Origin of the sequence: Streptomyces sp. NBC_01808, from assembly GCF_035917395.1 — a bacterium.
In the GTDB taxonomy this organism is placed as follows: domain Bacteria; phylum Actinomycetota; class Actinomycetes; order Streptomycetales; family Streptomycetaceae; genus Streptomyces.
The window spans coordinates 1,515,001-1,539,380 of record NZ_CP109072.1 but is presented as its reverse complement, the minus strand read 5'-3'; the positions used below and the strand labels follow the sequence as shown (position 1 = coordinate 1,539,380).

The following is a 24,380-nucleotide window of genomic DNA, read 5'->3' as shown; positions in this document are numbered from 1 at the left end:
GGTCAGCCGTCCTGCGGGGCCGCCAGCTCGATCGCCGCCAGGTTGCGCTTGCCCCGGCGCAGCACCAGCCAGCGCCCGTGCAGCAGGTCCTCGGACGCCGGCACGGCGTCCTCGGCGGCGACCTTCACGTTGTTCACGTACGCCCCGCCCTCCTTGACCGTCCTGCGGGCCGCCGACCTGCTCGGCGCCAGGCCCACCTCGGCCAGCAGCTCCACCACCGGACCCAGCTCAGCGACCCGCGCGTGCGGCACCTCGGCCAGCGCCGCCCGCAGCGTCGCCTCGTCCAGCTCGCCCAGCTCGCCCTGCCCGAACAGCGCCCGCGACGCGGCGATCACCGCGGCGCACTGCGCCGCGCCGTGCACCAGCGTCGTCAGCTCCTCCGCCAGCGCCCGCTGCGCGGCCCGCGCCTGCGGCCGCTCCGCCGTCTGCCGCTCCAGCTCGATCAGCTCCTCGCGGCTGCGGAAGCTGAGGATCCGCAGGTAGCGGGAGACATCGCGGTCGTCGACATTCAGCCAGAACTGATAAAAGGCGTACGGAGTCGTCAGCTCCGGGTCGAGCCAGACCGCGCCGCCCTCCGTCTTGCCGAACTTCGTGCCGTCGGCCTTCGTCATCAACGGCGTCGCCAGCGCGTGCACCACGGCCTCCGGCTCGACCCGGTGGATCAGGTCGGTGCCCGCCGTCAGGTTGCCCCACTGGTCGCTGCCGCCCGTCTGCAGCGTGCAGCCGTGCCGCCGGTACAGCTCCAGGAAGTCCAGGCTCTGCAGGATCTGGTAGCTGAACTCCGTGTAGCTGATGCCCTCTTCCGACTCCAGCCGGCGGGCGACGGCCTCCTTGGCGACCATCTTGTTCACCCGGAAGTGCCGCCCGATGTCGCGCAGGAACTCGATCGCCGACAGGCCCGCGGTCCAGTCCAGGTTGTTGACCATCCGGGCGGCGAACGGGCCCTCGAAGTCGAGCAGCGGCTCGATCTGCGCGCGGACCCGCTCCACCCAGCCGGCGACGACCTCCGGGTCGTTCAGCGTGCGCTCCGCGTCCGGCTTGGGGTCGCCGATCTGGCCGGTCGCGCCGCCGACCAGGGCCAGCGGCAGGTGCCCGGCCTCCTGGAGCCGGCGCACGGTCAGCACCTGCACCAGATGTCCCACGTGCAGGCTGGGAGCCGTCGGGTCGAAGCCGCAATAGAACGTGACGGGACCGTCCGCGAGCGCCTTGCGCAGTGCGTCCTCGTCGGTGGACAGGGCCAGCAGCCCGCGCCACCGCAGCTCGTCGACGATGTCCGTCACGTCTCTCGTCTCTCTTCTCGGTCTCGATCCCGGTCCCGTACCCGGCCGCCAGTGCGGCCGCGTACGGGAGTGCTGCGTACGAGGGTAATGGCGGCTAGACGCCCTGGCTGACCGAGCTCATGTTGAAGTCGGGGATCCGCACCGGCGGCATCGCCGCCCGCGTGAACCAGTCGCCCCACTCGCGCGGCAGCGTCCGCTCCGTGGCCCCGGCCTCGGCCGCGCGTCCCAGCAGGTCGACGGGCGACTCGTTGAAGCGGAAGTTGTTCACCGCCCCGGTCACCTCGCCCTTCTCCACCAGATACACGCCGTCCCGGGTCAGCCCGGTCAGCAGCAGCGTCGCCGGGTCGACCTCGCGGATGTACCACAGGCAGGTCAGCAGCAGCCCTGGCCCGTCGTGCCCGAGACCCGCGACCATCTCGTCCAGCGACTTCGTGCCGCCCCCGTCCAGCACCAGGTTGTCCGCCTCGGGCGTGACGGGCAGGCCGGTGAGGTCCCCGGTGAAGCGGTTCGTCAGCAAGTGCTGCAGCGTGCCCTCGCGCACCCAGTCCGTGGGCCCGACCGGCAGCCCGTTGTCGAAGACCGACCAGTCGTCGGTGGAGGCGTGCGCGACGACGAACGGCGCCGACTCCAGGCCCGGCTCCGCCGGGTCGCTGCGCAGCGTCAGCGGCAGCCCGGCCAGCTTCTCGCCGACGCGCGTGCCGCCGCCCGGCTTGCTGAACACCGTGCGGCCCTCCTGGGCGTCCCGCCCGGAGGCCGACCAGAACATGTACACCAGCAGGTCCGCCACCGCGCTCGGCGGCAGCAGGGTCTCGTACCGCCCGGCGGGCAGCTCCACCGTCCGCTCCGCCCACGCCAGCCGCTGCGCCAGCTCCGCGTCCAGCTCGGCGGGGTCCACGTCGGTGAAGTCCCGGGTCGACCGGCCCGCCCAGGCGGACTTCGTCCGGTCCGGGGACTTGGCGTTCAGCTCCAGCGTGCCGGTCGGCTGGTCGTGGCGCAGCCGCAGCCCGGTGGAGGTCCCCAGGTAGGTGGAGGTCAGCGTGTGGTTCGCGAAGCCGTAGAGCTGCCGGCCGCCGGCCCGGGCACGGGCGAAGGACTCGCCGAGCGCCGGCGCGAAGGCGGCGAACACGTCGGAGGAGGTCTCGGCGGGCGGCTCGGCGAAGTCGGCCGAGTGCGGCACGCCCTCGACCAGCGGCCGGGCGTCCTGCGCGGGACCGCTCTCCCGCGCCGCCGCCTCCGCGGCCCGTACCAGCGGCTCCAGGTCGTCCGCGGTGACCGCGGCCCGGGAGACGACGCCGGAGGCCGTGCCCTCCCGGCCGTCGACGGTGGCGATGACCGTCAGCGTACGGCCGCGGGTCTCGCCGTTCGTCGTCAGCACGTTGCCGGCCCAGCGCAGGTTCGCGCTCGACTCCTCGTCGGCGATCACCACGCAGCCGTCGGCGCGCGACAGCTCCAGGGCCCGCTCGACGGTCTCGTGAGGCTCGGTCGTCCGGGTCGTCCGCGTCATCGGCCGGCCTCCTGGGTGGTGTTGAGGATGTTGACGTTCCGGAAGAGCGCGGACGGGCAGCCGTGCGAGACGGACGCCGACTGCCCCGGCTGCGCCTTGCCGCAACTGAAGGTGCCGCCCAGCACATACGTCTCCGGGCCGCCGATCGCCGACATCGAGCCCCAGAAGTCGGTGGTCGTCGCCTGGTACGCCACGTCCTTGAGCTGCCCAGCCAGCCTGCCGTTCTCGATCCGGAAGAACCGCTGCCCGGTGAACTGGAAGTTGTAGCGCTGCATGTCGATCGACCAGGAGCGGTCGCCGACGACGTAGATGCCGCGCTCGACCTCGCCGATCAGCTCCTCGGTCGTCGGGCCCTCGGGCGCGGGCTGGAGGGAGACGTTCGCCATGCGCTGGACGGGTACGTGGGCGGGGGAGTCGGCGTAGGCGCAGCCGTTGGAGCGGTCGAAGCCGGTGAGCTTCGCGATCCGGCGGTCCGTCTGGTAGCCGACGAGCACGCCCTCGCGGACCAGGTCCCAGGACTGCGCCTGCACGCCCTCGTCGTCGTAGCCGATGCTGGCCAGCCCGTGTTCCGCGGTGCGGTCGCCGGTGACGTTCATCAGGCCGGAGCCGTAGCGCAAGGTGCCGAGCTGGTCGAACGTGGCGAACGAGGTGCCCGCGTACGCGGCCTCGTAGCCGAGGGCGCGGTCCAGCTCGGTGGCGTGGCCGACGGACTCGTGGATCGTCAGCCACAGGTTCGACGGGTCGACCACCAGGTCGTACGAGCCGGCCTCGACGCTCGGCGCCGCCATCTTCTCGGCCAGCCAGCCGGGGATCTGCGCCAGCTCCGCGTCCCAGTCCCAGCCGGTGCCGGTCGCGTACTCCCAGCCGCGGCCCGCGGGCGGGGCGAGGGTGCGCATCGAGTCGAAGTCGCCGGAGTCGGTGACCGTCACCGCGGTCAGCTCCGGGTGCATCCGCACCCGCTGCTGGGTGGTCGAGGTGCCGGCGGTGTCGGCGTAGAACTTGTTCTCCTGCACCGCCAGCAGCGAGGCGTCCACGTGCGAGATGCCGGGGGCGGCGAGCAGCCGCTCGCTCCACTCGGTCAGCAGCCCGGTCTTGTCGGCGTCCGGTACGTCGAAGGGGTTCACCTCGTAGGCGGAGATCCACGTCTTCTCCGCGTGCACCGGCTCCGGCGCCAGCGCGACCCGCTCGTCGGAGCCGGCCGCCGCGATGACCCGCGCCGACAGCTTCGCCATCGCCACCGCCCGGGCGGCGACCCGCGCGGCGGCGTCCATCGTCAGATCGACCCCGGCCGCGAAGCCCCACGCCCCGCCGTGCACCACGCGCACCGCGTACCCGAGGTCGGTGGTGTCCGTGGAGCCCGCCAGCTTGGCGTCCTTCAGCCGCCAGGCCGCGCTGCGCACCCGCTCCAGGCGGAAGTCGGCGTGCTCGGCGCCCAGCGCCCGGGCCCGCGCGAGCGCGGCGTCCGCGAGGGCGCCGAGCGGCAGCGCAAGGAACCCGTCGTCGAGGGAATGGACCGACTTGCTCACGTTCTGCCCTCCGGTCGGTGGTGGGTGGTGGTGCCGCGGGCCGCGTCCCGGCCCCGGCCGATCATGCCCGAGCGGCTGCCCGGTGCCCAGCGGGTTTCTGTCAGAACCCCACAAGTGTCCGGCGCGGGCCTGTGTGGGGGGCGGAATGCCCGTGGCGCGTCCCGTACCGATAGCTTCTCGGGTGAGGAGTCCTGGAGAGAGTCCGGGAGCCACCAGGGAGAAGGGATGGGTCCTTGAGCCGCTCGGTTCTGGTCACCGGAGGCAACCGCGGTATCGGCCTCGACATCACCCGCGCGTTCGCCGAGGCGGGCGACAAGGTCGCGTTCACGTACCGCTCCGGCGAGCCGCCCGCGGCGCTGGTGGAGCTGGGCTGTCTGCCGGTGAAGTGCGACATCACCGACACCGAGCAGGTCGACCAGGCGTACAAGGAGGTGGAGGAGGCACACGGCAACGTCGAGGTGCTGGTGGCCAACGCCGGTATCACCAAGGACCAGTTGCTGATGCGGATGTCCGAGGAGGACTTCACCTCCGTCCTGGACACCAACCTCACCGGCACCTTCCGCGTCGTCAAGCGCGCCAACCGCGGCATGCTGCGGGCCCGCAAGGGCCGCGTGGTGCTCATCTCCTCCGTGGTGGGCCTCATGGGCTCCCCCGGCCAGGCCAACTACGCCGCCTCCAAGGCGGCGCTCGTCGGCTTCGCCCGCTCGCTGGCGCGCGAGCTGGGCTCGCGCAACATCACCTTCAACGTCGTCGCGCCCGGCTTCGTCGAGACCGACATGACGCGGGTGCTCTCGGCGGAGCGGCAGGCGGAGATCGCCGCGCAGGTGCCGCTCGGCCGGTACGCGCGGCCGGAGGACGTCGCCGCCGCGGTGCGGTTCCTCGCCTCCGACGACGCCTCGTACATCACCGGAGCCGTCATTCCCGTGGACGGCGGATTGGGCATGGGTCACTGAGCACCATGAGCGGAATCCTCGACGGCAAGCGCGTCCTCATCACCGGCGTGCTGCTGGAGTCGTCCATCGCCTTCCACGCGGCGAAGCTGGCCCAGGAGCAGGGCGCGGAGATCATCCTCACCGCGTTCCCGCGGCCCACGCTGACCGAGCGGATCGCGAAGAAGCTGCCCAAGCCGACGAAGGTCGTCGAACTCGACGTCACCGACGACGAGCACCTGGCGCGGATCGAGGGCATCGTCCGCGAGGAGCTGGGCGGGCTCGACGGCCTCGTGCACTCCGTGGGCTTCGCCCCGCCGGACGCGCTCGGCGGCAACTTCCTGCACACGCCCTTCGAGTCCGTCGCCACCGCCATGCACGTCTCGGCGTTCTCGCTGAAGTCGCTGACGATGGCGTGCCTGCCGCTGATGCAGGGCGGCGGTTCGGTCGTCGGCATGACCTTCGACGCGCAGTTCGCGTGGCCGCAGTACGACTGGATGGGCCCGGCGAAGGCGGCCCTGGAGGCCACCAGCCGCTATCTGGCCCGCGACCTGGGCAAGGAGAACGTCCGCTGCAACCTGGTCTCGGCCGGGCCGATCGGCTCCATGGCGGCGAAGTCCATCCCCGGCTTCTCGGACCTGGCGGACGTGTGGAACACGCGCTCGCCGCTGGAGTGGGACATGGCGGACCCGGAGCCGGCGGGGCGCGGGGTCGTGGCGCTGCTGTCGGACTGGTTCCCGAAGACGACGGGCGAGATCGTGCACGTGGACGGCGGCGTGCACATCATGGGCGCATAGCCGGGAGGACCGGCAGCCGGTACTGGCTCTACGGCGGACGGGCGGCCCCCTGCGGAGGTCGCCCGTTCGGCGTAGGCCGGTGGGCCGCGGGCGGGGCGGCGGCGCACGCTGGAGGGGCAGTTACCGTCCCCTTGTGGTGCAGCGGCGACGCTCGTGCGCAGTGTCGCCGTACGGCCGAGGAGGTTGTGTGGTGCGTGAGGGCCCGCGTCGTTCCGGCCGCCGCACCCGGGTCTCCGCACGGCGCCGTACGCTCCTGGGCGCGGCGGCCGTCGCCGTCGCCGCACCGGTGCTGCTGCTGACCGCCGGCTCCGCGTACGCCGCGGACGGCCCTGTCCCCGGCCCCGTCCCCGGTGCCGACGACCGCGGCGGCCCGACGAAGGCCGAGTGCCGCACCACCGTCGCCGGCTCGACCGTCAAAGCCCGCTGCTACAACCCGGGCCCCTACACGGACGCCGTCCAACTGCACATCGAGTGCGCCCGCTGGTGGGACCCGGACGTGGACGGCACGCGCATGCGCCTCGACCCGGCGGAGAGCGGCGAGCTGACCGACCGCTGCTGGTTCGACGTGGCCCACGCCTGGATCAGCCACGAACCGATACGCGACGTACCGGGCGGCTAGCCGGGGTGCCTCCCCTTCAGCCGCCGAGGGCCGGTTCCGGCATGCAGCCGTAGGCGTGGCTTGCGGCTTCCTCCGCGGCGGTATCCGCGTCGCCCGCGCGGATCGCCGTCACCATCCGGGCGTGGTCCAGGTGCTCCGCCGGCAGCAGTATGTCGCCCACCTTGGAGCGCAGTGTCGTGCGGACGACCTCGCCCAGGTCCGCGTAGACCGCCGTCAGCACCTCGTTGTGCGACGCCGTCGCCACCGCCAGGTGCAGCGTCGCGTCCGCGTCGACGAACGCCGCCGCGTCGCCCGACTCCCACGCCTCCTCGCGGCGCCGCAGCAGCAGCTCCAACTGCGTCATCTCCGCCTCCGTGCGGCGCACCGCCGCCAGCCGGGCCGCCTGCGCCTCCAGCGCGCTGCGCAGCTCCGCGACATGCGCGGGACGGGCGTCGGCGAAGCGGCGCTGCATCACGCCCGCCAGCTCACTCGTCGCGGCGACGTACGTGCCGGAGCCCTGCCGGATGTCGAGCAGGCCGTTGTTCGCGAGCGCCCGCACCGCCTCGCGGACGGTGTTCCGCGCGACGCCCAGTTGCTCGACCAGCTCCGGCTCGGTCGGGATGCGGCTGCCGACCGGCCACTCGCCCGCGGTGATCTGCGTACGCAGCTGCGCGATCACCTGGTCGGTGAGGCTCGATCGGCGCGGCGACGTCAGTGCCATGTCTCTCCCGTGCTCGGACTGCGGAGTGGACAACCATTCATCCAATGATTCTATGATGGTCTGCATGCCACGCCGCAGCATCCTCACGAAAGCCGCCGAGACCCCGGGAGAGCCGACCGGAGAAGTGCGTACCACCGCGCCCCCGGCGGCTTCCGGACCGGCGGCCGCGCCGCGGACGGCGCCGTGGCTGCTGCGGCTCATGATCCCCGCGCTGCTGCTCGCGGCGATCAACCTGCGGCCCGCCATAGCCTCGTTCGGCTCGGTCCTGGAGGACGTGCGTACCGACATCGGGATGAGCGGCACGGTCGCCGGCCTGCTCACCTCCATGCCGGCGCTCTGTTTCGCCGTCTTCGGCAGCCTCGCGCCCCGCTTCGCCCGCCGCTTCGGCCCCGTGGCCGTCGTCGCCGCCGGGCTCGTCGCGATAGCCGGCGGCCTGGCGCTGCGCCCGCTGTTCGGCAACACCCCCGCGTTCCTGGCCGCCAGCGCGCTGGCACTCGGCGGCATCGCGGTGGGCAATGTCCTGATCCCCGTCATCGTCAAACGCTGGTTTCCGGACCGGGTCGGGTCGATGACCGGGCTCTACTCGATGGGCCTGGCCCTCGGTACGGCCTCCGCCGCCGGCCTCACCGTGCCGCTGAGCGAGGCGCTGGGCGGCAGTTGGCGGCTGGGGCTCGGTGTGTGGGCGGCGGTCGCGGCGCTCGCCGTCGTGCCGTGGGTGGTGCTGTCCCGGGGTTCGCGGCGGGCCGCGGCAGCCGAACCGGGGGAAGCCGGCGCTGGGCCCTCCGCCGCGGAGCCGGCCCGCCCGGTCCGTATCACCGCCAGCCCCACCGCGTGGGCGCTCGCCGTCTTCTTCGGCCTCCAGGCCACCGCCGCGTACGTCACCATCGGCTGGCTGCCGCAGATCTACCGCGACGCCGGTGTGTCCGCCTCCACGGCCGGGCTGCTGCTCGCCCTGGCCATGGGCATGGGCGTCCCGCTGGCCTTCGTGCTGCCGCGGATCGCGGCCCGGCTGCACCACCAGGGGCCGCTGGTCGTGGTCCTCGGTGTGTGCGGCCTCGGCGGCTACGCGGGACTGTGGCTGGCGCCCGCGGGCGGCGCCTGGGTGTGGGCGCTGCTGCTCGCCGTGTCCAACTGCGCGTTCCCGCTGGTCCTCACCCTGCTCGGGGCCAGGGCCCGCAGCCACGCCGGTCTCGTCCGGCTCTCCGCATTCGCGCAGAGCACCGGCTACCTGATCTCCATCCCGGGCCCGCTGGCCGTCGGCGCGCTGTACGGGGCCACGGACGGCTGGACCGTACCGCTGGCGGTGCTCGCGGCGTTCATGGTCGCCCAGGTGGCCGTGGGGATCGTCGCCGGACGCGACCGCGTGGTCGAGGACGAGGTCTGAGAACGCCTGGGCCGCGCCCCGGTGCTCCGCGCCTCAGGGCTCAGGGCTCAGGGCTGAGGGTCCAGGGTGTCAGAGGGACCAGGGCTCAGGGTGAGGCGATCGTGGCGATGACGCCGATGACCACCGTGATGGCGAGCATCGCGCCGAGCACGTAGAGCAGCTTGCGCTGCCCGTTCTGGGGATTCGGGTCGAGCACGGGCATACGGCCAGTCTCGCATCCCCGCCCCGCCGCCCCGGACGGGGGCGCCGCCGGGCGCCCGGGGGTGGGGCTAGCCCCACCCTCCCCTAGGGGGCCAGGGTCAGGGGGAACTGGGTGGGTCACCGGATGGGGCGGGCGGCCCCGGGTCCGTAGGTTCGTAGCAGTACGAAGGACCCGGGACGTCAGCAACCCCACGGAGGCGAAGATGTCAGCCGCTGCCCACACCCAGCCCGCACCGCCGGCGGCGCAGCGCTGGCTGCCGTGGTGGTCCGTCGCCCTGCCCGTCATGGCGTTCACCGCGCTCTTCGCCCTGCGGCTGCTCTGAACCCGCGCCCGCGGCCGGGCCGGACCGCCCGTCACTCCTGGCGGGAGACCCTGCGAACTGCCCGGACCCCGCGGCCGGTTTCGTGCGAAGCTGAGCTTATGAGCGCAGGAACGCCCCGCAGCATCGTCCTTCTCCGACACGCCAAGGCCGAATGGGCCCAGGACTCCGACCACGAGCGCCCGCTCGCCGAGCGCGGCCGCGCCGACGCTCCCGCCGCCGGGGACTTCCTCGCGGCCCACGACATCGACCCCGACCTGACCCTCTGCTCCAGCGCCAAACGCACCCGCGAGACCTGGAAGCTCGTCGTGGGCCAGCTTCCCCGCCGCCCCCGGACGGTCTACGAGGAGCGGCTGTACGAGGCATCCCTCGGCGAGCTGATCCAGGTGCTGAACGAGGTCCCCGACGACGTCTCCACGCTGCTGGTCGTCGGCCACAACCCCGGCATGCACGGCCTCGCCGACGCCCTGGCGGGCTCCGCCGAGGGCGACACGCTGACCAGGCTGAGCCGCGGCTTCCCGACCTCGGGCGTGGCCGTGGTGGAGTTCGCCGGCTCGTGGAAGGGCGTGGAGCACGGCGTGGGCCGGCTCACCGAGTTCTGGACGCCGCACCAGCAGTGAGCTGCGCCCGGCCGCCGGGGTGCCCTCGACCAGCACCCGCCCGCCGTCCCGCCCGCCGCGAAGAAGTCCGCGGCCTGCGCCGCCGTCATCTCCAGCACGTCGGCGATGGAGCGGCCACGCACCGTGCGGGCCAGCGCCTCCGCGCCGAACCGCCGCCCGCCGCAGATCTCGCAGCGCCTGCTGACCGGGGTCCATCGCGCCGAGGTACGTCACCGGGGTCGAGCGGGTCGAGCCGTTGATCGCCGACTGGTCGACGACGGCGGGCACGCGGCTGCCCGGCGCCCCGTGGCCGCGGCGCCCGGCGGGGCTCCCGTGGCCGGGTCGCCGCGCCCGTCCTGGCCCGCCCCCTCCTCGTACCGGCGGACGAACTCCGCGACCAGCGTGCTCCTGCCCGACCCCGCGACCCCCGTCACCGCCGTCAGCACCCGGGTTGAACGCCACCGTGCAGGCCCCGGTGATACGAATGACGTGCTGAGCTGCCATGACCTCGACGCTACGGGCGAAGGAGGTCAGTACATGTCCGCCTTCTCGGTCATGATCGGGGGATGAGCGACACCCCCGCACGGCTGCTCACGCTGCTGTCCGTGCTGCAGAGCGGGCGCGAGCACAGCGGCCCCGAGCTGGCCGGGCGCCTCGGCGTCAGCGTGCGCACCGTACGCCGCGACGTCGACCGGCTGCGCGCGCTGGGCTACCCCGTGGCCGCCACCGTCGGCGCCGTCGGCGGCTACCGGCTCGCCGCGGGCACCGCGATGCCGCCGCTGCTCCTCGACGACGACGAGGCCGTCGCCGTCGCCGCCGGGCTGCGCGCCGTGGCCGCCGGGGGCGTCGAGGGGATCGAGGAGACGTCCGTGCGGGCCCTCGCCAAGCTGGAGCAGGTGCTCCCGGCGCGGCTGCGCCGCCGCGTCGCCGCTCTGCAGCGGGCCACGGTGCCGCTGACCGTGAGCCCGGCGGGCGCGGTGGCGGCGGCGGGGGCGCCGGTGCCCGCGGAGGTGCTGGCGGTGCTGGCGGCGGCGAGCAGCAGGGGGGAGGGGCTGCGGTTCGGCTACCGGGGCAAGCGCGGGGGAGACGCGCCGGAGGGCGGTGCGGCGGACCGCGTACGCGAGGGGCATGCCAGGCCGCGCTCCGCCCGGCCGGCCGCCGGGCCCGGCGGCGAGCCGCCCGGAGCGCGCCGTACCGGCCCTGACGTCGGCACGCGGCGGCACGTCGAGCCGTACCGCCTCGTCAGCACGGGTCAGCGGTGGTATCTCGTCGCGTACGACCGCGACCGCGCCGACTGGCGCAGCTTCCGCGTCGACCGGATCGACGACCCGCAACCGACCGGCGTCCGCCACCCTCCGCGCGAGCTGCCCGCGGCCGACGCCGCCGCCTTCGTCGCCGAGTCCATCGCCGGCCACCGGGGCCGCTACCGCGCCGTCGTCACCCTGCACGTATCACTGGACGAGGCCGTACGCCGCCTCCCGTGCGGCGCGGGACTGCTGGAGGCCGCGGGGCCCGACCTCTGCACGCTGGTCACCGGCGGCGACGCACTCGACTGGCTGGCCGTGCGGATCGCGCTGCTCGGCGTGGACTTCGAGGTGCGCGAGCCGCCGGAGCTGGCGGACTTCCTGCGCGACCTCGGCGACCGCATCAGCCGGTCGTGTCCGCCGCCTCCACCTCGTCGCGCGTGATACCCAGCAGGTAGAGGACGGTGTCGAGGAACGGCACGTTCACCGCCGCGTGCGCGGCCTCCCGGACCAGCGGCTTGGCGTTGAACGCCACCCCCAGGCCCGCCGCGTTGAGCATGTCGAGGTCGTTCGCGCCGTCCCCGATCGCCACCGTCTGCGCCAGCGGCACGCCCGCCTCCGCGGCGAAGCCGCTCAGCAGCCGGGCCTTGCCCGCCCGGTCCACGACCGGCCCGGTGATCCGCCCGGTGAGCTTGCCGTCGACGATCTCCAGGGTGTTCGCGGCGGCGAAGTCGAGCGAGAGCCGGTCCTTGAGGTCGTCGGTGATCTGCGTGAAGCCGCCGGAGACGACGCCCACCTGGTAGCCGAGGCGCTTGAGCGTACGGATCAGGGTGCGGGCGCCGGGCGTCAGCCGTACCTCCTCGCGCACCTTGTCCACCACCGAGTCCTCCAGCCCCGCCAGCAGCGCCACCCGGGCGTGCAGGGACTGCTCGAAGTCCAGCTCCCCGCGCATCGCGGCGGCGGTCACCTCGGCGACCTCGGCCTCGCAGCCGGCGTGCGCGGCGAACAGCTCGATGACCTCGTCCTGGATGAGGGTGGAGTCGACGTCCATCACCACCAGCCGCTGCGCCCGGCGCTGCAGTCCTGAGGCCACGACGGCGACGTCCACGCCGAGGCGGGCGGCGGCTATGGCCAGCGCGGTGCGCAGCTCCTCGGTGGCGGCGCCGGAGACCTCGAACTCGACGGCGGTGACGGGGTACTTCGCGAGCCGGAAGATGCGGTCGATGTTGGCGCCGGTGCCGGTGATCGTGGCGGCGATGCCGGCGGTCGACTCGGCGGTCAGCGGGTGCCCGAGCACGGTCACATGGGAGCGGCCGGGGGCGCGCGGCTCGTTGTCGCCGGTGCCGGAGATTATCTCCGCCTCCAGGCGCATCGAGCCGGCCCAGGAGTGGATCGTCGCGCGCAGCTCGCCTTCGGTGGCCCCGACGGGGGGCGTGACCAGGGCGCACAGCGTGATGCGGCCGCGGGTGACGATCTGCTCGATGTCGATGACCTCGACCCGGTAGGCGGCGAGGGTGTCGAAGAGGCCGGCGGTGAGGCCGGCGCGGTCGCGGCCGAAGATCTTGACGAGAAGCGTGCGGGCGGCGGTGGTCATGATGCGACCACGGTATCGCGGTGCGGCCCGCGGACGGCCGGGCGGGTCGGCGTTGCGGCCGGGCGCGGCGGGGCCGCTGGACTGGGAGGTTGCGGTGAGGGGGACGTGCGGTTGCGGGCGGCCGAACGGGCGGGGGAGGGGGTCCCGGGGGCCGTCACGGGCCGGGGGCGCGGGGAGGGCACGCGGAGCCCCGCGGACGGTCCGCGCGGTCGCCGGGTGGCGGCGCGGGGTGCCGGGGGAGGCCGAGGTCCGGAGGTCTTCCGGTGTACGGGTGGGGCGGGTGCGGCCGGCGGTCGCCGGCCCTCCGCCGGGCGGGTACGGCCCGGTCCGTACGCGGCGGCCGGACGAGGCCCGTACGCCGGCGTGCGCCCCGCCCGCGCCGGCAGCGGCGGCACCGCGGGCCGACCGCGCGGCCCGTCCCCGCGCCGCGATTCCCGGGTCCGGCCGAGCGCTTCTCCCGGATCTCCCCGCCCGCGTATACGCGTTACCACCGGCTGTTAGTGATCAAGTGCCGTCAACGTGCGCGAACCGCCCGGTAGCGGGTGGAAGTGGAAGCCGAAACTCCACCTCACTGCTGTGACCCGCGTTTTCGTGAAGCGACTGTTACTGAAATAGTTCCTCAGGATGTTCGCCATCCCTAGACTCCTTACGGGCCTGTTGAAGTCAGGTGCCGTGCATGGGGCACCTCGGGGGACAACTTTGTGGGGCATGGAGTGCCTGAACTCGTACTTGAACTGAACGGACAGACATGGACTCTCGACCCGGCGCGCGCCTATCGCGTCGGGCGGGATCCGCAGGGGGACGTGGTGCTGGAGGACGCCAGGGTCTCCTGGCGGCACGCCAGCCTGCGGTGGGGCGGCCGTAGCTGGCTGCTCGAAGACGTCGGCAGCACCAACGGCTCGTACGTGGAGGGCCAGCGGGTCCACCAGATCGAGGTCGGCCCCGGCTCGGTCGTGTATCTCGGCAACGCCACCGACGGGCCGCAGTTGCGGCTCTCCGCGCCGGCCGGCGCCGCCGCCCCCGACGTGTACAGCGCGCAGACGGCGATGGCCCAGCCGCCGCCCGGCGCCCACCAGGCCGCGCCGCCGCAGCAGGCGCCCGGCGCCTGGGGCGCCCCGCCGCAGGGACCTCCGCCGCAGGGGCCCCCGTTCCAGGGGCCGCCCGCCGGCGTACCGCCCCAGCAGCAGCCGTACGTGCCGCAGCAGCAGTCCGCGCCGCAGCGCCCGCCCGCCGGCGTCGGCGCGGGCCCCGGCGGCGGCCCCGGCGCCCCGTCGGTCTACGGCGACCGCAGCCCCACGACGTTCCACCAGCTCTCGCTGGGCCGCGTCACCCGCATCGGCCGTGCGCTGGAGAACGAGCTGGTCGTCTCCGACCTCCAGGTCTCGCGCCACCACGCGGAGTTCCGGTCCACGCCCGACGGCCGCTCCGAGATCGTCGACCTCGGCAGCCACAACGGCACGTACGTCAACGGTGAGCAACTGCCGCAGCGCGGCCGGCGGCCCATCGGCCCCGACGACATCATCGGCATCGGTCACTCCACCTTCCGGCTGGTCGGGGACCGGCTGGAGGAGTTCGTCGACACCGGTGAGGTCAGCTTCTCGGCCCGCCACCTGACCGTGAAGGTCGACGGCGGCAAGGTCATCCTGGACAACGTCTCCTTCGGCGTGCCCGAGAAGAGCCTGATCGCCGTCATCGGCCCGTCCGGATCCGGCAAGTCCACGCTCCTCAAGGCGCTGACGGGCTACCGCCCCGCGGACGTCGGCGAGGTCCTCTACGACAACCGGAACCTCTACAAGCAGTTCGCCGAGCTGCGCCACCGCATCGGGCTGGTGCCGCAGGACGACATCCTGCACACCCAGCTCACCGTCACCCGCGCCCTGCGGTACGCCGCCAAGCTCCGGTTCCCCGGCGACACCGCCGAGGCCGAGCGCGCGGCCCGCGTCGACGAGGTGCTGCGCGAGCTGAAGCTCGACATCCACAAGGAGAAGCGGATCAGCTCGCTCTCCGGCGGCCAGCGCAAGCGCGTCTCGGTGGCCCTGGAGCTGCTCACCAAGCCGTCGCTGATCTTCCTGGACGAGCCCACCTCGGGCCTCGACCCGGGTATGGACCGCGACGTCATGCAGTTGCTGCGCGGGCTGGCCGACGATGGCCGTACGGTCCTGGTCGTCACCCACTCCGTCGCCGAACTCGCGCTCTGCGACCGGCTGCTGGTCATGGCGCCCGGCGGCGGCGTGGCGTACTTCGGCCCGCCGGAGGAGGCGCTGAACTTCTTCGGCTACGAGACCTGGGCCGACATCTTCTCCGCCTTCGAGAACTACCGCGAGTACGACTGGAAGGGCCGCTGGCAGGGCTCCCAGCACTACCAGATGTACGCCGCGGACATCGACGCCGTGGCCCCGCAGCCCGTCGCGATGCAGCCGCCGCAGATGCTCCGCCCGTCCAAGCCGCAGGCCTGGGGGCCGCAGCTCTGGACACTGGTGAGACGGTACGTGTCCGTCCTCGCCTCCGACCGCTTCTTCATCGCGCTCACCATCATTCTCCCGGTGGTACTCGGCGTCGTGAGCATGGTCATCCCCGCCGAGTTCGGGCTCGGCTACGGGCCGGCGAAGATCCACCTGATCAACAGGGCCGCGGGCACGATCCTGCTCATCCTGGCGGTCGGCGCCTGCTTCTCCGGCGCCGCGAACTCCGTACGTGAGCTGATCAAGGAACGGGTGATCTACGAGAGAGAGCGGGCGGTCGGCCTCTCCCGCTCCGCGTACGTGATGTCCAAGGTGCTCGTCCTCGGCATCATCACGATCTTCCAGGGCGCCGTCATCAGCGCCATCGGCGTCCTCAGCCGCAGCAAGCTGCCCGAGGAGGGCGTGATCCTCTCCGATCTCCCGGCGGTGGAGCTGGCGATCGGCGTCACCACGCTGGGCCTGACCTCGATGATGTTCGGCCTGATCATCTCGGCGCTGGTGAAGACCTCCGAGATGACGATGCCGCTGCTGGTGATGTTCGCGATCGTGCAGGTGGTCTTCACCGGCGTGCTGTTCCAGTTGCACGGCACCCCGGGCGTCGAGCAGCTCGCCTGGCTGATGCCCTCGCGCTGGGCGGTGGCCGCGATGGGATCGACGTCCGACCTGAACGTGCTGCTGCCGTGGGACAGCGGTGAGACGGACACGCTGTGGGAGCACACGGCGGGCACGTACATGCTGAACATCGGCGTGCTGCTCACCATGGGCGTGATCTGCGGCTTCATCGTCGCCCGGCTGCTGCGCAAGCACGAGCCGGAGGTCATGCGCTGAGCGCACCCCCGCATGGCGGACGGGCGGCACCCTTCACGGGGGGCCGCCCGTCCGCCGTCTGTGCCGGGGGGTCGGCACAGCGGCCTAGGACCGGGGGCCGATGGCGGCCCGGTCCGCGGCTGGATCACGGGGACCGGGCCTGCGGGTAGCGTGATCTGCATGTCCACACCCGCCCCAGGACCGGTCGCCGGACTCGAAGCGGTCAGCCGCGCCCTGCTCGCCATGAGCAGGCAGGTGCAGGTCCGCGACGTGCTCCAGACGATCACGGCGTCCGCCCGCGAGCTGCTGCAGGCCGAGTACGCGGCCCTGGGCGTGCCGGACGACCACGGCGGCTTCGCCCAGTTCGTCGTCGACGGCGTCAGCGACGCGCAGTGGAAGGCCATCGGCCCGCTGCCCCGCCAGCACGGCATCCTCGCCGCGCTGCTGGAGGACGCCGAGCCGGTGCGCCTGGGTGACGTACGCAAGGACCCCCGCTTCGGCGGCTGGCCCAGCGCCCACCCCCGGCTGCGGGACTTCGTCGGCGTCCCCATCGCCGACGGCGAGGAAGTCCTCGGCGCGCTCTTCCTCGCCAACAAGCAGTGCGAGCCGGACGATCTGCCAGGCCCCGACGGCTGCCGCTTCGGCGCCGAGGACGAGGCCCTGCTGCGTACCCTCGCCGACCACGCCGCCATCGCGCTGACCAACGCCCGCCTCTACGAGCGCAGTCGCGAGCTGACCATCGCCGGCGAGCGCGCCCGTATCGCGCACGAGCTGCACGACGCCGTCTCCCAGAAGCTCTTCTCGCTGCGCCTGACCGCGCAGGCCGCCGCCGCCCTCGTCGACCGCGACCCCACGCGCGCCAAGGGCGAGCTGCAGCAGGTCGCACGGCTCGCCGCGGACGCCGCGGACGAGCTGCGCGCCGCCGTCGTCGAACTGCGCCCCGCGGCCCTGGACGACGACGGCCTGGTGGCCACCCTGGCGACCCAGGTGCAGGTGCTCGACCGGGCCCACCGCGCCCGCGTCACCTTCACCTCCGCGCAGATGCGCGCCCTGCCCGCGGCGCAGGAGGAGGCGCTGCTACGGGTCGCGCAGGAGGCCCTGCACAACGCGCTCCGGCACGCCGACGCCGGGGAGGTCGACGTCGCCCTCACCCGGTACGGCCGCGGTGCCCGGCTGCGGGTGCGCGACGACGGCCGGGGCTTCGACCCGGACACCGTCCGCTCCGCCGGCCGCCACCTGGGCCTGGTGTCCATGCGCGACCGCGCCGCCGGGGTCGGCGGCGGCCTGACCGTCCAGTCGGCGCCCGGGGAGGGCACCGTGATCGAGATGGAGGTGCCCGGTGGCTGAGACGGGCGAGAAGCAGCGGACCGCGGGCCCGGACGAGACGGACGCCCCCGGCAGGATCCGGGTGCTGCTGGTCGACGACCACCAGGTCGTACGGCGCGGGCTGCGCACCTTCCTGGAGGTGCAGGACGACATCGAGGTCGTCGGCGAGGCCGCCGACGGCGACGAGGGCGTGGCCCGTACCGCCGAGCTGGTGCCTGACGTGGTGCTCATGGACGTGAAGATGCCCGGCACCGACGGCATCGAGGCGCTGCGCCGCATCCGCGAGTCAGGCAGCGCGGCGCGCGTGCTCGTCATCACCAGCTTCACCGAGCAGCGCACCGTCGTCCCCGCGCTGCGCGCCGGCGCCGCGGGCTACGTCTACAAGGACGTCGACCCCGAGGCGCTCGCGAAGGCGATCCGCTCGGTGCACGCCGGTCACGTGCTGCTCCAGCAGGACGTCGCCGGGGCGCTGCTGGCGCCGGAGGCCGGCGGCGGCCCCGCCCAGGGCCGGGGGACGACGCTGACCGAGCGCGAGCGCGAGGTGCTGGCCCTGATCGCGGACGGCCGCTCCAACCGGGAGATCGCCCGCGCGCTCGTGGTCTCGGAGAAGACCGTGAAGACGCACGTGTCGAACATCCTGATGAAGCTCGACCTCGCGGACCGTACGCAGGCCGCCCTCTGGGCCGTACGCCACGGCCTGAGCGGCTGAAACGACTATCGGCAGGCCCCGGTCCGCGCCACCGGAACGACCTCTTCCGATCCGAGATTCATACTGTCGTGTAGATGTCGCCCGACCGGCGCAACCGCGCCGGGCCCCCCGCGTTCTCCATGGCATGCCGCGGCACACGCCGCGGCCGACCCGAGGAGGAACACATGCGGAACCTGACGAGGGCTGCTGCCCTGACCATCGCCGCGAGCGGCCTGGCCATGGCCGGTGCGGGCATGGCCGCCGCGCACGGCGGCGCGGCCGCCGGCGGCCAGGCCGTCGGCTCGCCGGGCATCGGCTCCGGCAACCTGGTCCAGGTGCCGGTCCACGTGCCCGTGAACGCCTGCGGCAACACCGTCACCGTCGTCGGCGCCCTGAACCCGGCGTTCGGCAACCTCTGCCTCAACCGCTGAAGAACCGCGGTCTGCCGGCACCGGAACCGGCCCCCGGGCACCGTCCGGCGGGCCGGTCCGGGCGCTCGCGGCGGTCGTACTATCGCCGTCCCATTGGGCCGAACGGTGGGCGCAGGCCGCCGCGGCGTGTCCCGCTGGACTCCTCAGCCGTTGCGCAGCATGCACCCCCGGGCCCCGGGGTGTGCGCAGCCAACAGGAGGAACGACTTTCCATGCATGCAGTGAAGAAGGCCGCCTTCGTCCTCGCCACCGCGGGTCTCGCAGCCGGTGCCGGGGCGAGCGCGGCGGTCGCCGACGCCGGTGCCGGGGCCTCGGCCCAGGGCTCGCCCGGCGTCGTCTCGGGGAACGTGGCCCAGCTCCCGGTGCACGTGCCGGTGAACCTCGTCGGCAACAACCTCTCCGTCGTCGGCCTCCTGAACGCGCCGTTCGGCAACACCGGCGTCAACGCCTGACCGAGCACACCTCCCGTCGCGTACGCCCCCCACGGCACGACCGCGGGGGGCGTACGCGCGGCCGCACGCTCCCGCGCGCCCTCACGTCGGCCCCGCCGCTCTCCGCCGCCCACCGCGAGGGGGAAGCAGCCCCCGGCACGTCAGCCCCGCTCCAGCTCCTCGACGAACGCGTTGTACGCCGCCACCCGCGCCCGCCGCGCCGTCCGCTCCAGCGGCCGCAGCGCCTCCCCGCGAGCCGCTATCTGCCCCGCGCTGACCGCCGCCCCGTGCCCGTCGCCGGGATCCCGGGCGATCTCCACCAGCGCCCCCACCCGCTGCGCCAGCTCCAGCACCCGCACCGCCCGCGGCGGATACCCCGGCGCCAGCACCTCGCGCCCGCGGTCCGCCCGCGCCCGGTACGCCGCCAGCGCCGCCTCCGCGACCGGCCCGGACCCCGCCACGTCCAGCCGCGACAGGACCTCCGTGGCGTCCCGCATCGCCTCCGCCAGCTCCCGCTCCGCCTCGCCCAGCGACGGCACGTCCGCCGGCGGCGCGTCCCGCACCGGCAGGCAGCGCCAGCGCACCCGGACCACCTCGTCGCCCTCGGGACCCACCGACCAGACCTCCGGCACCAGCCCCAGCGGCGGCCCTCCGGTCGCCAGCACCGCCTCACCGGCGTCCAGCGCCAGCGCGTTGAACTCCGGCGGTCCTGCCAGGCCCAGCGGATGCCCCGGCACCGGCAGCGCCACCCGCAGGCCCTTCGCGCCCAGCGCCCGCAGCCGCCCCAGCGCCATCGTCAGGGCCACGCCCTCGGCGGACTCCTCCTCCGGCAGCCCCGCCACCCGGTGCCCGGCGTCGTCCGCGACGATGCGCTCCGCGGCCTCGTCGGGCGAGATGTGCCCGGAAAGCAGGGCATTTCCCCAGGCCGCCAGCCGGCCTGAACGTGGTTCTTCGAGCATGGCACCAGCCTACGGACCGGGTCCGACATCGCGTGGCGTAGGTTTGCCCTGGGGCGGTGTCGCAGGCGCGCACCGCGTACGAAGGACCGACACTGCAAGGGGAGACGGCACGCTCATGAGCGATGTACTGGAGCTGGTGGACGTATCGGTGGTCCGCGACGGCAGGGCTCTGGTCGAACAGGTCTCCTGGTCGGTCGCGGAGGGCGAGCGGTGGATCATCCTCGGCCCCAACGGCGCGGGCAAGACCACGCTGTTGAACATCGCCTCCAGCTACCTCTTCCCGTCCTCCGGCACCGTCCAGATCCTCGGCGAGAAACTCGGCGGTGTCGACGTCTTCGAGCTCCGCCCCCGCATCGGCATGGCCAGCGCCGCGCTCTCCGAGAAGCTGCCCAAGAGCCAGACCGTCCTGCAGACCGTCCTCACCGCCGCGTACGGCATGACCGCCACCTGGCAGGAGAGCTACGAGGCCGTCGACGAGGACCGCGCCAAGGCGTTCCTCGACCGCCTCGGCATGAGCGAGTACCTGGACCGCAGATTCGGCACCCTCTCCGAGGGCGAGCGCAAGCGCACCCAGATCGCCCGCGCCATGATGACCGACCCCGAGCTGCTCCTCCTCGACGAGCCCGCCGCCGGCCTCGACCTCGGCGGCCGCGAGGACCTCGTACGCCGCCTCGGCCGGCTGGCCCGCGACCCGTACGCGCCCTCGATGATCATGGTGACGCACCACGTCGAGGAGATCCCCCCGGGCTTCACGCACGTGCTGATGATCCGGCAGGGCAAGGTCCTCGCCGCCGGACCCATCGAGGCCGAACTGACCTCGCGCAACCTCTCGCTCTGCTTCGGCCTCCCGCTCGTCCTCGACCGCGCGGGCGACCGCTGGACCGCGCAGGGCCTCCCCATGTCGAAGGCGTAGCCCCGCCCGGCCAACAGGCCCACGACAGACGTAGCTTCCCGGCCACAGCCACCGGGCATCTGTCCCGAATCCCTTGCCCGGCAATAGCATTGGACCCGTGGATGCATGGGTGTGGTGGCTGATCGCCGCCGTGGGCATGGGCATTCCTCTGGTGCTGACCGCCATGCCGGAGTTCGGCATGTTCTCGGTCGGCGCGGTGGCCGCCGCGGTGACGGCCGGCCTCGGGGGCGGCCTGGTCGTGCAAGTGATCGTCTTCGCGGTCGTCTCGACCGCCCTCATCGCCGCGGTACGTCCCGTGGCGCGCCGCCATCGCGGCCAGGGCGGGGCGACGACGGGCACCGACGCCCTCAAGGGCAGACAGGCGGTGGTGCTGGAGCGTGTGGACGGCTCAGGGGGGCGCATCAAGCTCGCCGGCGAGGTGTGGAGCGCCCGGGCGCTCGACTCGGGCCAGGTTTACGAGCCCGGCCAGACGGTCGATGTTGTGGACATCGACGGTGCGACCGCCGTCGTCATGTGACCGGAAGCGCCCTTACGGGCAGGGCCGTTCTGCCACACTCGGCGGCTGGGCCGCACAATTGGATCACTAACCGGGGAGCAGCATGCAGCCGATCATCATCGTCCTGATCATCCTGGTGGTGCTCGTCTTCATCGCACTCATCAAGACGATCCAGGTCATCCCGCAGGCCAGCGCGGCCATCGTGGAGCGCTTCGGCCGCTACACCCGCACCCTCAACGCCGGCCTCAACATCGTGGTGCCGTTCATCGACACCATCCGCAACCGCGTCGACCTGCGCGAACAAGTCGTGCCATTCCCACCGCAACCCGTGATCACCCAGGACAACCTGGTAGTGAACATCGACACGGTCATCTACTACCAGGTCACCGACGCCCGCGCCGCCACCTACGAGGTCGCCAGCTACATCCAGGCCATCGAGCAGCTCACCGTCACCACCCTGCGCAACATCATCGGCGGCATGGACCTGGAGCGCACCCTGACCTCCCGCGAGGAGATCAACGCCGCGCTGCGCGGCGTCCTCGACGAGGCCACCGGCCGCTGGGGCATCCGCGTCAACCGCGTCGAGCTGAAGGCCATCGAGCCGCCCACCTCCATCCAGGACTCGATGGAGAAGCAGATGCGCGCCGACCGCGACAAGCGCGCCGCGATCCTCACCGCGGAGGGCGTCCGGCAGTCCGAGATCCTCACCGCCGAGGGTGAGAAGCAGGCCGCGATCCTACGGGCCGAAGGCGAGGCCCGCTCCGCGGCGCTGCGCGCCGAGGGCGAGGCGCAGGCCATCCGCACGGTCTTCGAGTCCATCCACGCCGGCGACCCGGACCAGAAGCTGCTGTCGTACCAGTACCTGCAGATGCTGCCGAAGATCGCCGAGGGCGACGCGAACAAGCTCTGGATCGTGCCGAGCGAGATCGGCGACGCCCTCAAGGGCCTCGGCGGCGCCCTGGGCAACTTCGGCCCGCCCTCGCCCACCGGTGGCGGCGACGGCGGCGCCCCCAAGACGAGCACCCGCAAGGCCCCCACCTACCGCGAGCAGCCCCCGCTGGAGTAGGCCCGTGCGGCCCGTACGCACGCCGTACGACACGAGCCCGCCCCCGGTCGTCGCAACGACCGGGGGCGGGCTCTTCTCCGTACAGCACGGACGGGGCGCTCACGCGCCGGAACTCACGCGGCGACACCCACCTCGCTGCCCTCCGGCGGCGCCAGCCACTCCGGCAGCTGCTCCTGCTCGCGCACTCCCAGCGCCAGCAGCAGCGCGTCCGCCGGCGTCGGCTCGAAGGGCCGCCGCAGCAGCCGCATCCCCGCCTGCTCCGGCGTCCGGTCCGCCTTGCGGTGGTTGTCCGCGGCGCACGACGCCACCGTGTTCAGCCAGGTGTCGCGGCCGCCCAGCGAGCGCGGCAGGACGTGGTCCACGGTCGTCGCGCGCCGGCCGCAGTACGCGCACCGGTGCCGGTCGCGTACCAGCACACCCCGCCGCGACCACGGCGCGCGTCTTCGGAACGGCACCCGCACGTACCGGCAGAGCCGGATCACCTGGGGCACCGGCAGCTCCACGCTCGCCGCCCGCAGCCGCATACCGGAGTGCGCCTGCTCGACCACGGCCTTGTCCTGCAGCACCAGCACCACCGCACGGCGGAGCGGCACCGTCGACAACGGCTCGAAGCTCGCGTTGAGCACCAGCGTCTCGCGCATCCCGGTCACCTCCCGACTGGCCCCGCCGAGCGGCGAGGTGGCTCCACTCTGCCCGGGGAGATCGGCCGCGACAACGCAATTTCAGCCCGCCGCGGGCTCCTCGTGGGTGCCGATGAGCTGCGCCCTCGCGAGGGTGTGGAAGCGGAGGTTGAAGCCCACGACGGCCGGCGTCGCCGTCGCGTCGGGACCGAGCTTCTCCTGGTCCACCGCGTACACCGTGAACACGTACCGGTGCTCCCCGTCACCGGGCGGCGGGGCCGCCCCCGTGAAGTCGTGGGTCCCCGCGTCGTTCCGCACGGTCACCGCACCCTGCGGCAGCCCGGCCATGTCGCCCGTGCCCGCGCCCGCGGGCAGCTCCGTCACGGACACCGGGATGTCGAACACCGACCAGTGCCAGAACCCGCTGCCGGTCGGCGCGTCCGGGTCGTAGCAGGTGACGGCGAAGCTCTTCGTCCCCTCCGGGAACCCCGACCAGCGCAACTGCGGCGAGGTGTTGCCCTTCGCCCCGATCTGCGCGTCGGGCAGGGGAGCGCCCTCCCGCACGTCGTCGCTGGTGACGGTGAACGACGGCACCGCGGGATGGAAGTCGTGGGGCAGCGGCGGCCGGTTCTGCTCGGGCACGTGAGACACCTCCGGATGGCTGTGGCACAAGGACACGGCGTGGCGGGTACGCGGACACGCGGTACGCCGCCACGGCGGTCAGCCTAACGAGCAGCGGCCGGGGCGCCGCCGCCACACGACGCGCGGCTCAGAACCAGTTGCGCCGCGACCCGACCTCGGAGATCCACTGGTTCAGGTACGCGGTCCAGTCGGTCTGCTGGAAGTCGGTGAGCCCCACCTGGAACATCCGGAAGGAGTCGCCGCCGTCGGTGAAGAGACCCGGCTTCTTGTCCATCTCCAGCACCACGTCCATCTGGTGCCCGTCGGCGAGGAACGTCAGCTCCACGGCCGTCAGCCCGCGGTACTGCTGCGGCGCGTAGAACTCGATCTCCTGGTAGAACGGCAGCCGCTGCCGGGTGCCGCGGATGTGCCCGCGCTCCAGGTCCGCGCTCTTGAAGCGGAAGCCCATCCCGCTGAAGGCGTCGAGGATCGCCTGCTGCGCCGGCAGCGGGTGCACGGAGATCGGGTCGAGGTCCAGCGAGTCCACCGCCCGGGCGATCTCCAGCTCGGTCGTCACGCCCACGTTCATCCCCGGCAGCCGCTGCCCCATGACGGACGTCACCGGCGTCTCCCAGGGGACGTCCAGGCTGAACGACACGTTGTGCACGGCGTTCGGCTGGATCTCGAAGGCGCCGCCGAGCCGCTGCCGGTGGAACTCGATGTCCTGCTTGTACTCGTTGTCGCCGCTCTCCACCTCGACGCGCGCCTGCAGCCCGACGGACAGCCCCTCGACCTCCTGGGCCACGGACCCGCCCTCGATGCGGACCTCGCCCTGCACCACACCGCCGGGCACGACGTTCGCGT

At 73.2% G+C, this 24,380-nt stretch carries 24 protein-coding genes (1 of these 24 running past the window's edge); 14 read left to right on the top strand and 10 right to left on the bottom strand.

What is annotated here, in order from left to right; translation table 11 throughout:
- Positions 1-2 precede the first annotated feature (2 nt).
- The 3 genes from tyrS to OG946_RS06385 form a co-directional block, all read right to left on the bottom strand.
- Positions 3-1,280 (bottom strand): tyrosine--tRNA ligase, encoded by a 1,278-nt coding sequence (tyrS, locus tag OG946_RS06395; RefSeq protein ID WP_326795169.1) that lies wholly within the window; start codon positions 1,278-1,280, stop codon positions 3-5.
- A 94-nt stretch (positions 1,281-1,374) separates the two neighbouring features.
- Positions 1,375-2,784 (bottom strand): metallopeptidase TldD-related protein, encoded by a 1,410-nt coding sequence (locus OG946_RS06390; RefSeq protein WP_326795168.1) that lies wholly within the window; start codon positions 2,782-2,784, stop codon positions 1,375-1,377.
- Entirely contained in the window at positions 2,781-4,310 is a 1,530-nt protein-coding gene (locus OG946_RS06385) for a TldD/PmbA family protein (protein ID WP_326795167.1), read from the bottom strand. Before OG946_RS06385 ends, OG946_RS06390 begins: the two co-directional genes overlap by 4 nt.
- Before the next feature lie 233 nt (positions 4,311-4,543).
- On the opposite strand from OG946_RS06385, the gene fabG reads away from it, so the two are divergent.
- The 3 genes from fabG to OG946_RS06370 all read left to right on the top strand — a co-directional run bounded on the left by fabG (position 4,544) and on the right by OG946_RS06370 (position 6,655).
- On the top strand, positions 4,544-5,263 hold the full coding sequence (gene fabG, locus OG946_RS06380) for a 3-oxoacyl-[acyl-carrier-protein] reductase (RefSeq protein ID WP_101425244.1): 720 nt from the start codon (positions 4,544-4,546) through the stop codon (positions 5,261-5,263).
- Positions 5,264-5,268: 5 nt separating this feature from the next.
- Entirely contained in the window at positions 5,269-6,036 is a 768-nt protein-coding gene (gene fabI, locus OG946_RS06375; protein ID WP_326795166.1) for an enoyl-ACP reductase FabI, read from the top strand.
- A gap of 187 nt (positions 6,037-6,223) precedes the next feature.
- Positions 6,224-6,655 (top strand): hypothetical protein, encoded by a 432-nt coding sequence (locus OG946_RS06370; protein WP_326795165.1) that lies wholly within the window; start codon positions 6,224-6,226, stop codon positions 6,653-6,655.
- A 16-nt stretch (positions 6,656-6,671) separates the two neighbouring features.
- Here OG946_RS06370 and OG946_RS06365 read toward each other — a convergent pair whose 3' ends face one another.
- On the bottom strand, positions 6,672-7,355 hold the full coding sequence (locus tag OG946_RS06365; RefSeq protein ID WP_326795164.1) for a FadR/GntR family transcriptional regulator: 684 nt from the start codon (positions 7,353-7,355) through the stop codon (positions 6,672-6,674).
- Between the two features lie 52 nt (positions 7,356-7,407).
- Here OG946_RS06365 and OG946_RS06360 point away from each other — a divergent pair, with 52 nt between their 5' ends.
- Positions 7,408-8,739: a CynX/NimT family MFS transporter gene (locus OG946_RS06360; protein WP_326795163.1), complete on the top strand. Its 1,332-nt coding sequence runs from the start codon at positions 7,408-7,410 to the stop codon at positions 8,737-8,739.
- An 85-nt stretch (positions 8,740-8,824) separates the two neighbouring features.
- Here OG946_RS06360 and OG946_RS06355 read toward each other — a convergent pair whose 3' ends face one another.
- Entirely contained in the window at positions 8,825-8,941 is a 117-nt protein-coding gene (locus tag OG946_RS06355) for an SGM_5486 family transporter-associated protein (protein ID WP_018835810.1), read from the bottom strand.
- Positions 8,942-9,361: 420 nt separating this feature from the next.
- Between OG946_RS06355 and OG946_RS06350 the strand changes: the two genes are divergently transcribed.
- Together OG946_RS06350 and OG946_RS06345 are read left to right on the top strand one after the other, a co-directional pair.
- On the top strand, positions 9,362-9,880 hold the full coding sequence (locus tag OG946_RS06350) for a SixA phosphatase family protein (protein ID WP_047015029.1): 519 nt from the start codon (positions 9,362-9,364) through the stop codon (positions 9,878-9,880).
- 545 nt (positions 9,881-10,425) lie between these two features.
- Complete coding sequence (locus OG946_RS06345) at positions 10,426-11,547, top strand: helix-turn-helix transcriptional regulator (protein WP_326795162.1); 1,122 nt, start codon at positions 10,426-10,428, stop codon at positions 11,545-11,547.
- On the opposite strand, the gene serB is transcribed toward OG946_RS06345, so the two are convergent.
- Complete coding sequence (gene serB, locus OG946_RS06340; RefSeq protein WP_326795161.1) at positions 11,507-12,697, bottom strand: phosphoserine phosphatase SerB; 1,191 nt, start codon at positions 12,695-12,697, stop codon at positions 11,507-11,509. The genes OG946_RS06345 and serB overlap by 41 nt on opposite strands.
- 713 nt (positions 12,698-13,410) lie before the next feature.
- Between serB and OG946_RS06335 the strand changes: the two genes are divergently transcribed.
- The 5 genes from OG946_RS06335 to OG946_RS06315 all read left to right on the top strand — a co-directional run bounded on the left by OG946_RS06335 (position 13,411) and on the right by OG946_RS06315 (position 18,862).
- A complete protein-coding gene (locus OG946_RS06335; RefSeq protein ID WP_326795160.1) occupies positions 13,411-15,987 on the top strand; it encodes an ABC transporter ATP-binding protein/permease in 2,577 nt (858 codons plus the stop codon).
- 159 nt (positions 15,988-16,146) lie between these two features.
- Positions 16,147-17,313: a GAF domain-containing sensor histidine kinase gene (locus OG946_RS06330; RefSeq protein ID WP_326795159.1), complete on the top strand. Its 1,167-nt coding sequence runs from the start codon at positions 16,147-16,149 to the stop codon at positions 17,311-17,313.
- On the top strand, positions 17,306-18,001 hold the full coding sequence (locus OG946_RS06325; RefSeq protein ID WP_326795158.1) for a response regulator transcription factor: 696 nt from the start codon (positions 17,306-17,308) through the stop codon (positions 17,999-18,001). Before OG946_RS06330 ends, OG946_RS06325 begins: the two co-directional genes overlap by 8 nt.
- A gap of 164 nt (positions 18,002-18,165) precedes the next feature.
- Positions 18,166-18,411, top strand: a complete 246-nt coding sequence (locus OG946_RS06320; RefSeq protein WP_326795157.1) for a chaplin — start codon at positions 18,166-18,168, stop codon at positions 18,409-18,411.
- A 211-nt stretch (positions 18,412-18,622) separates the two neighbouring features.
- Complete coding sequence (locus tag OG946_RS06315) at positions 18,623-18,862, top strand: chaplin (RefSeq protein ID WP_326795156.1); 240 nt, start codon at positions 18,623-18,625, stop codon at positions 18,860-18,862.
- 140 nt (positions 18,863-19,002) lie between these two features.
- Here OG946_RS06315 and OG946_RS06310 read toward each other — a convergent pair whose 3' ends face one another.
- Positions 19,003-19,800 carry a hypothetical protein gene (locus OG946_RS06310; RefSeq protein WP_326795155.1) on the bottom strand — a complete coding sequence of 266 codons (798 nt, stop codon included), beginning with the start codon at positions 19,798-19,800 and terminating at the stop codon, positions 19,003-19,005.
- Between the two features lie 115 nt (positions 19,801-19,915).
- Between OG946_RS06310 and OG946_RS06305 the strand changes: the two genes are divergently transcribed.
- From OG946_RS06305 to OG946_RS06295, 3 genes are all read left to right on the top strand, one after another.
- Positions 19,916-20,713 carry an ABC transporter ATP-binding protein gene (locus OG946_RS06305; RefSeq protein ID WP_326795154.1) on the top strand — a complete coding sequence of 266 codons (798 nt, stop codon included), beginning with the start codon at positions 19,916-19,918 and terminating at the stop codon, positions 20,711-20,713.
- Positions 20,714-20,849: 136 nt separating this feature from the next.
- The gene (locus OG946_RS06300; RefSeq protein WP_326800160.1) at positions 20,850-21,230 is read left to right on the top strand and encodes an NfeD family protein; all 381 of its coding nucleotides are present in this window, start codon (positions 20,850-20,852) and stop codon (positions 21,228-21,230) included.
- 82 nt (positions 21,231-21,312) lie between these two features.
- Positions 21,313-22,275: an SPFH domain-containing protein gene (locus tag OG946_RS06295; protein ID WP_326795153.1), complete on the top strand. Its 963-nt coding sequence runs from the start codon at positions 21,313-21,315 to the stop codon at positions 22,273-22,275.
- A 113-nt stretch (positions 22,276-22,388) separates the two neighbouring features.
- Here the strand turns inward: OG946_RS06295 and OG946_RS06290 are convergent, their stop codons facing one another.
- The 3 genes from OG946_RS06290 to OG946_RS06280 all read right to left on the bottom strand — a co-directional run.
- On the bottom strand, positions 22,389-22,916 hold the full coding sequence (locus OG946_RS06290; RefSeq protein ID WP_326795152.1) for an HNH endonuclease: 528 nt from the start codon (positions 22,914-22,916) through the stop codon (positions 22,389-22,391).
- A gap of 81 nt (positions 22,917-22,997) precedes the next feature.
- Positions 22,998-23,537: a YbhB/YbcL family Raf kinase inhibitor-like protein gene (locus OG946_RS06285; protein WP_326795151.1), complete on the bottom strand. Its 540-nt coding sequence runs from the start codon at positions 23,535-23,537 to the stop codon at positions 22,998-23,000.
- A 127-nt stretch (positions 23,538-23,664) separates the two neighbouring features.
- Positions 23,665-24,380: the 3' portion of a sporulation protein gene (locus OG946_RS06280; RefSeq protein ID WP_326795150.1), read on the bottom strand. Its footprint extends 67 nt past the window's final position; the window shows 716 of its 783 coding nt (coding positions 68-783); its start codon lies beyond the right edge, outside the window; it ends in the stop codon at positions 23,665-23,667.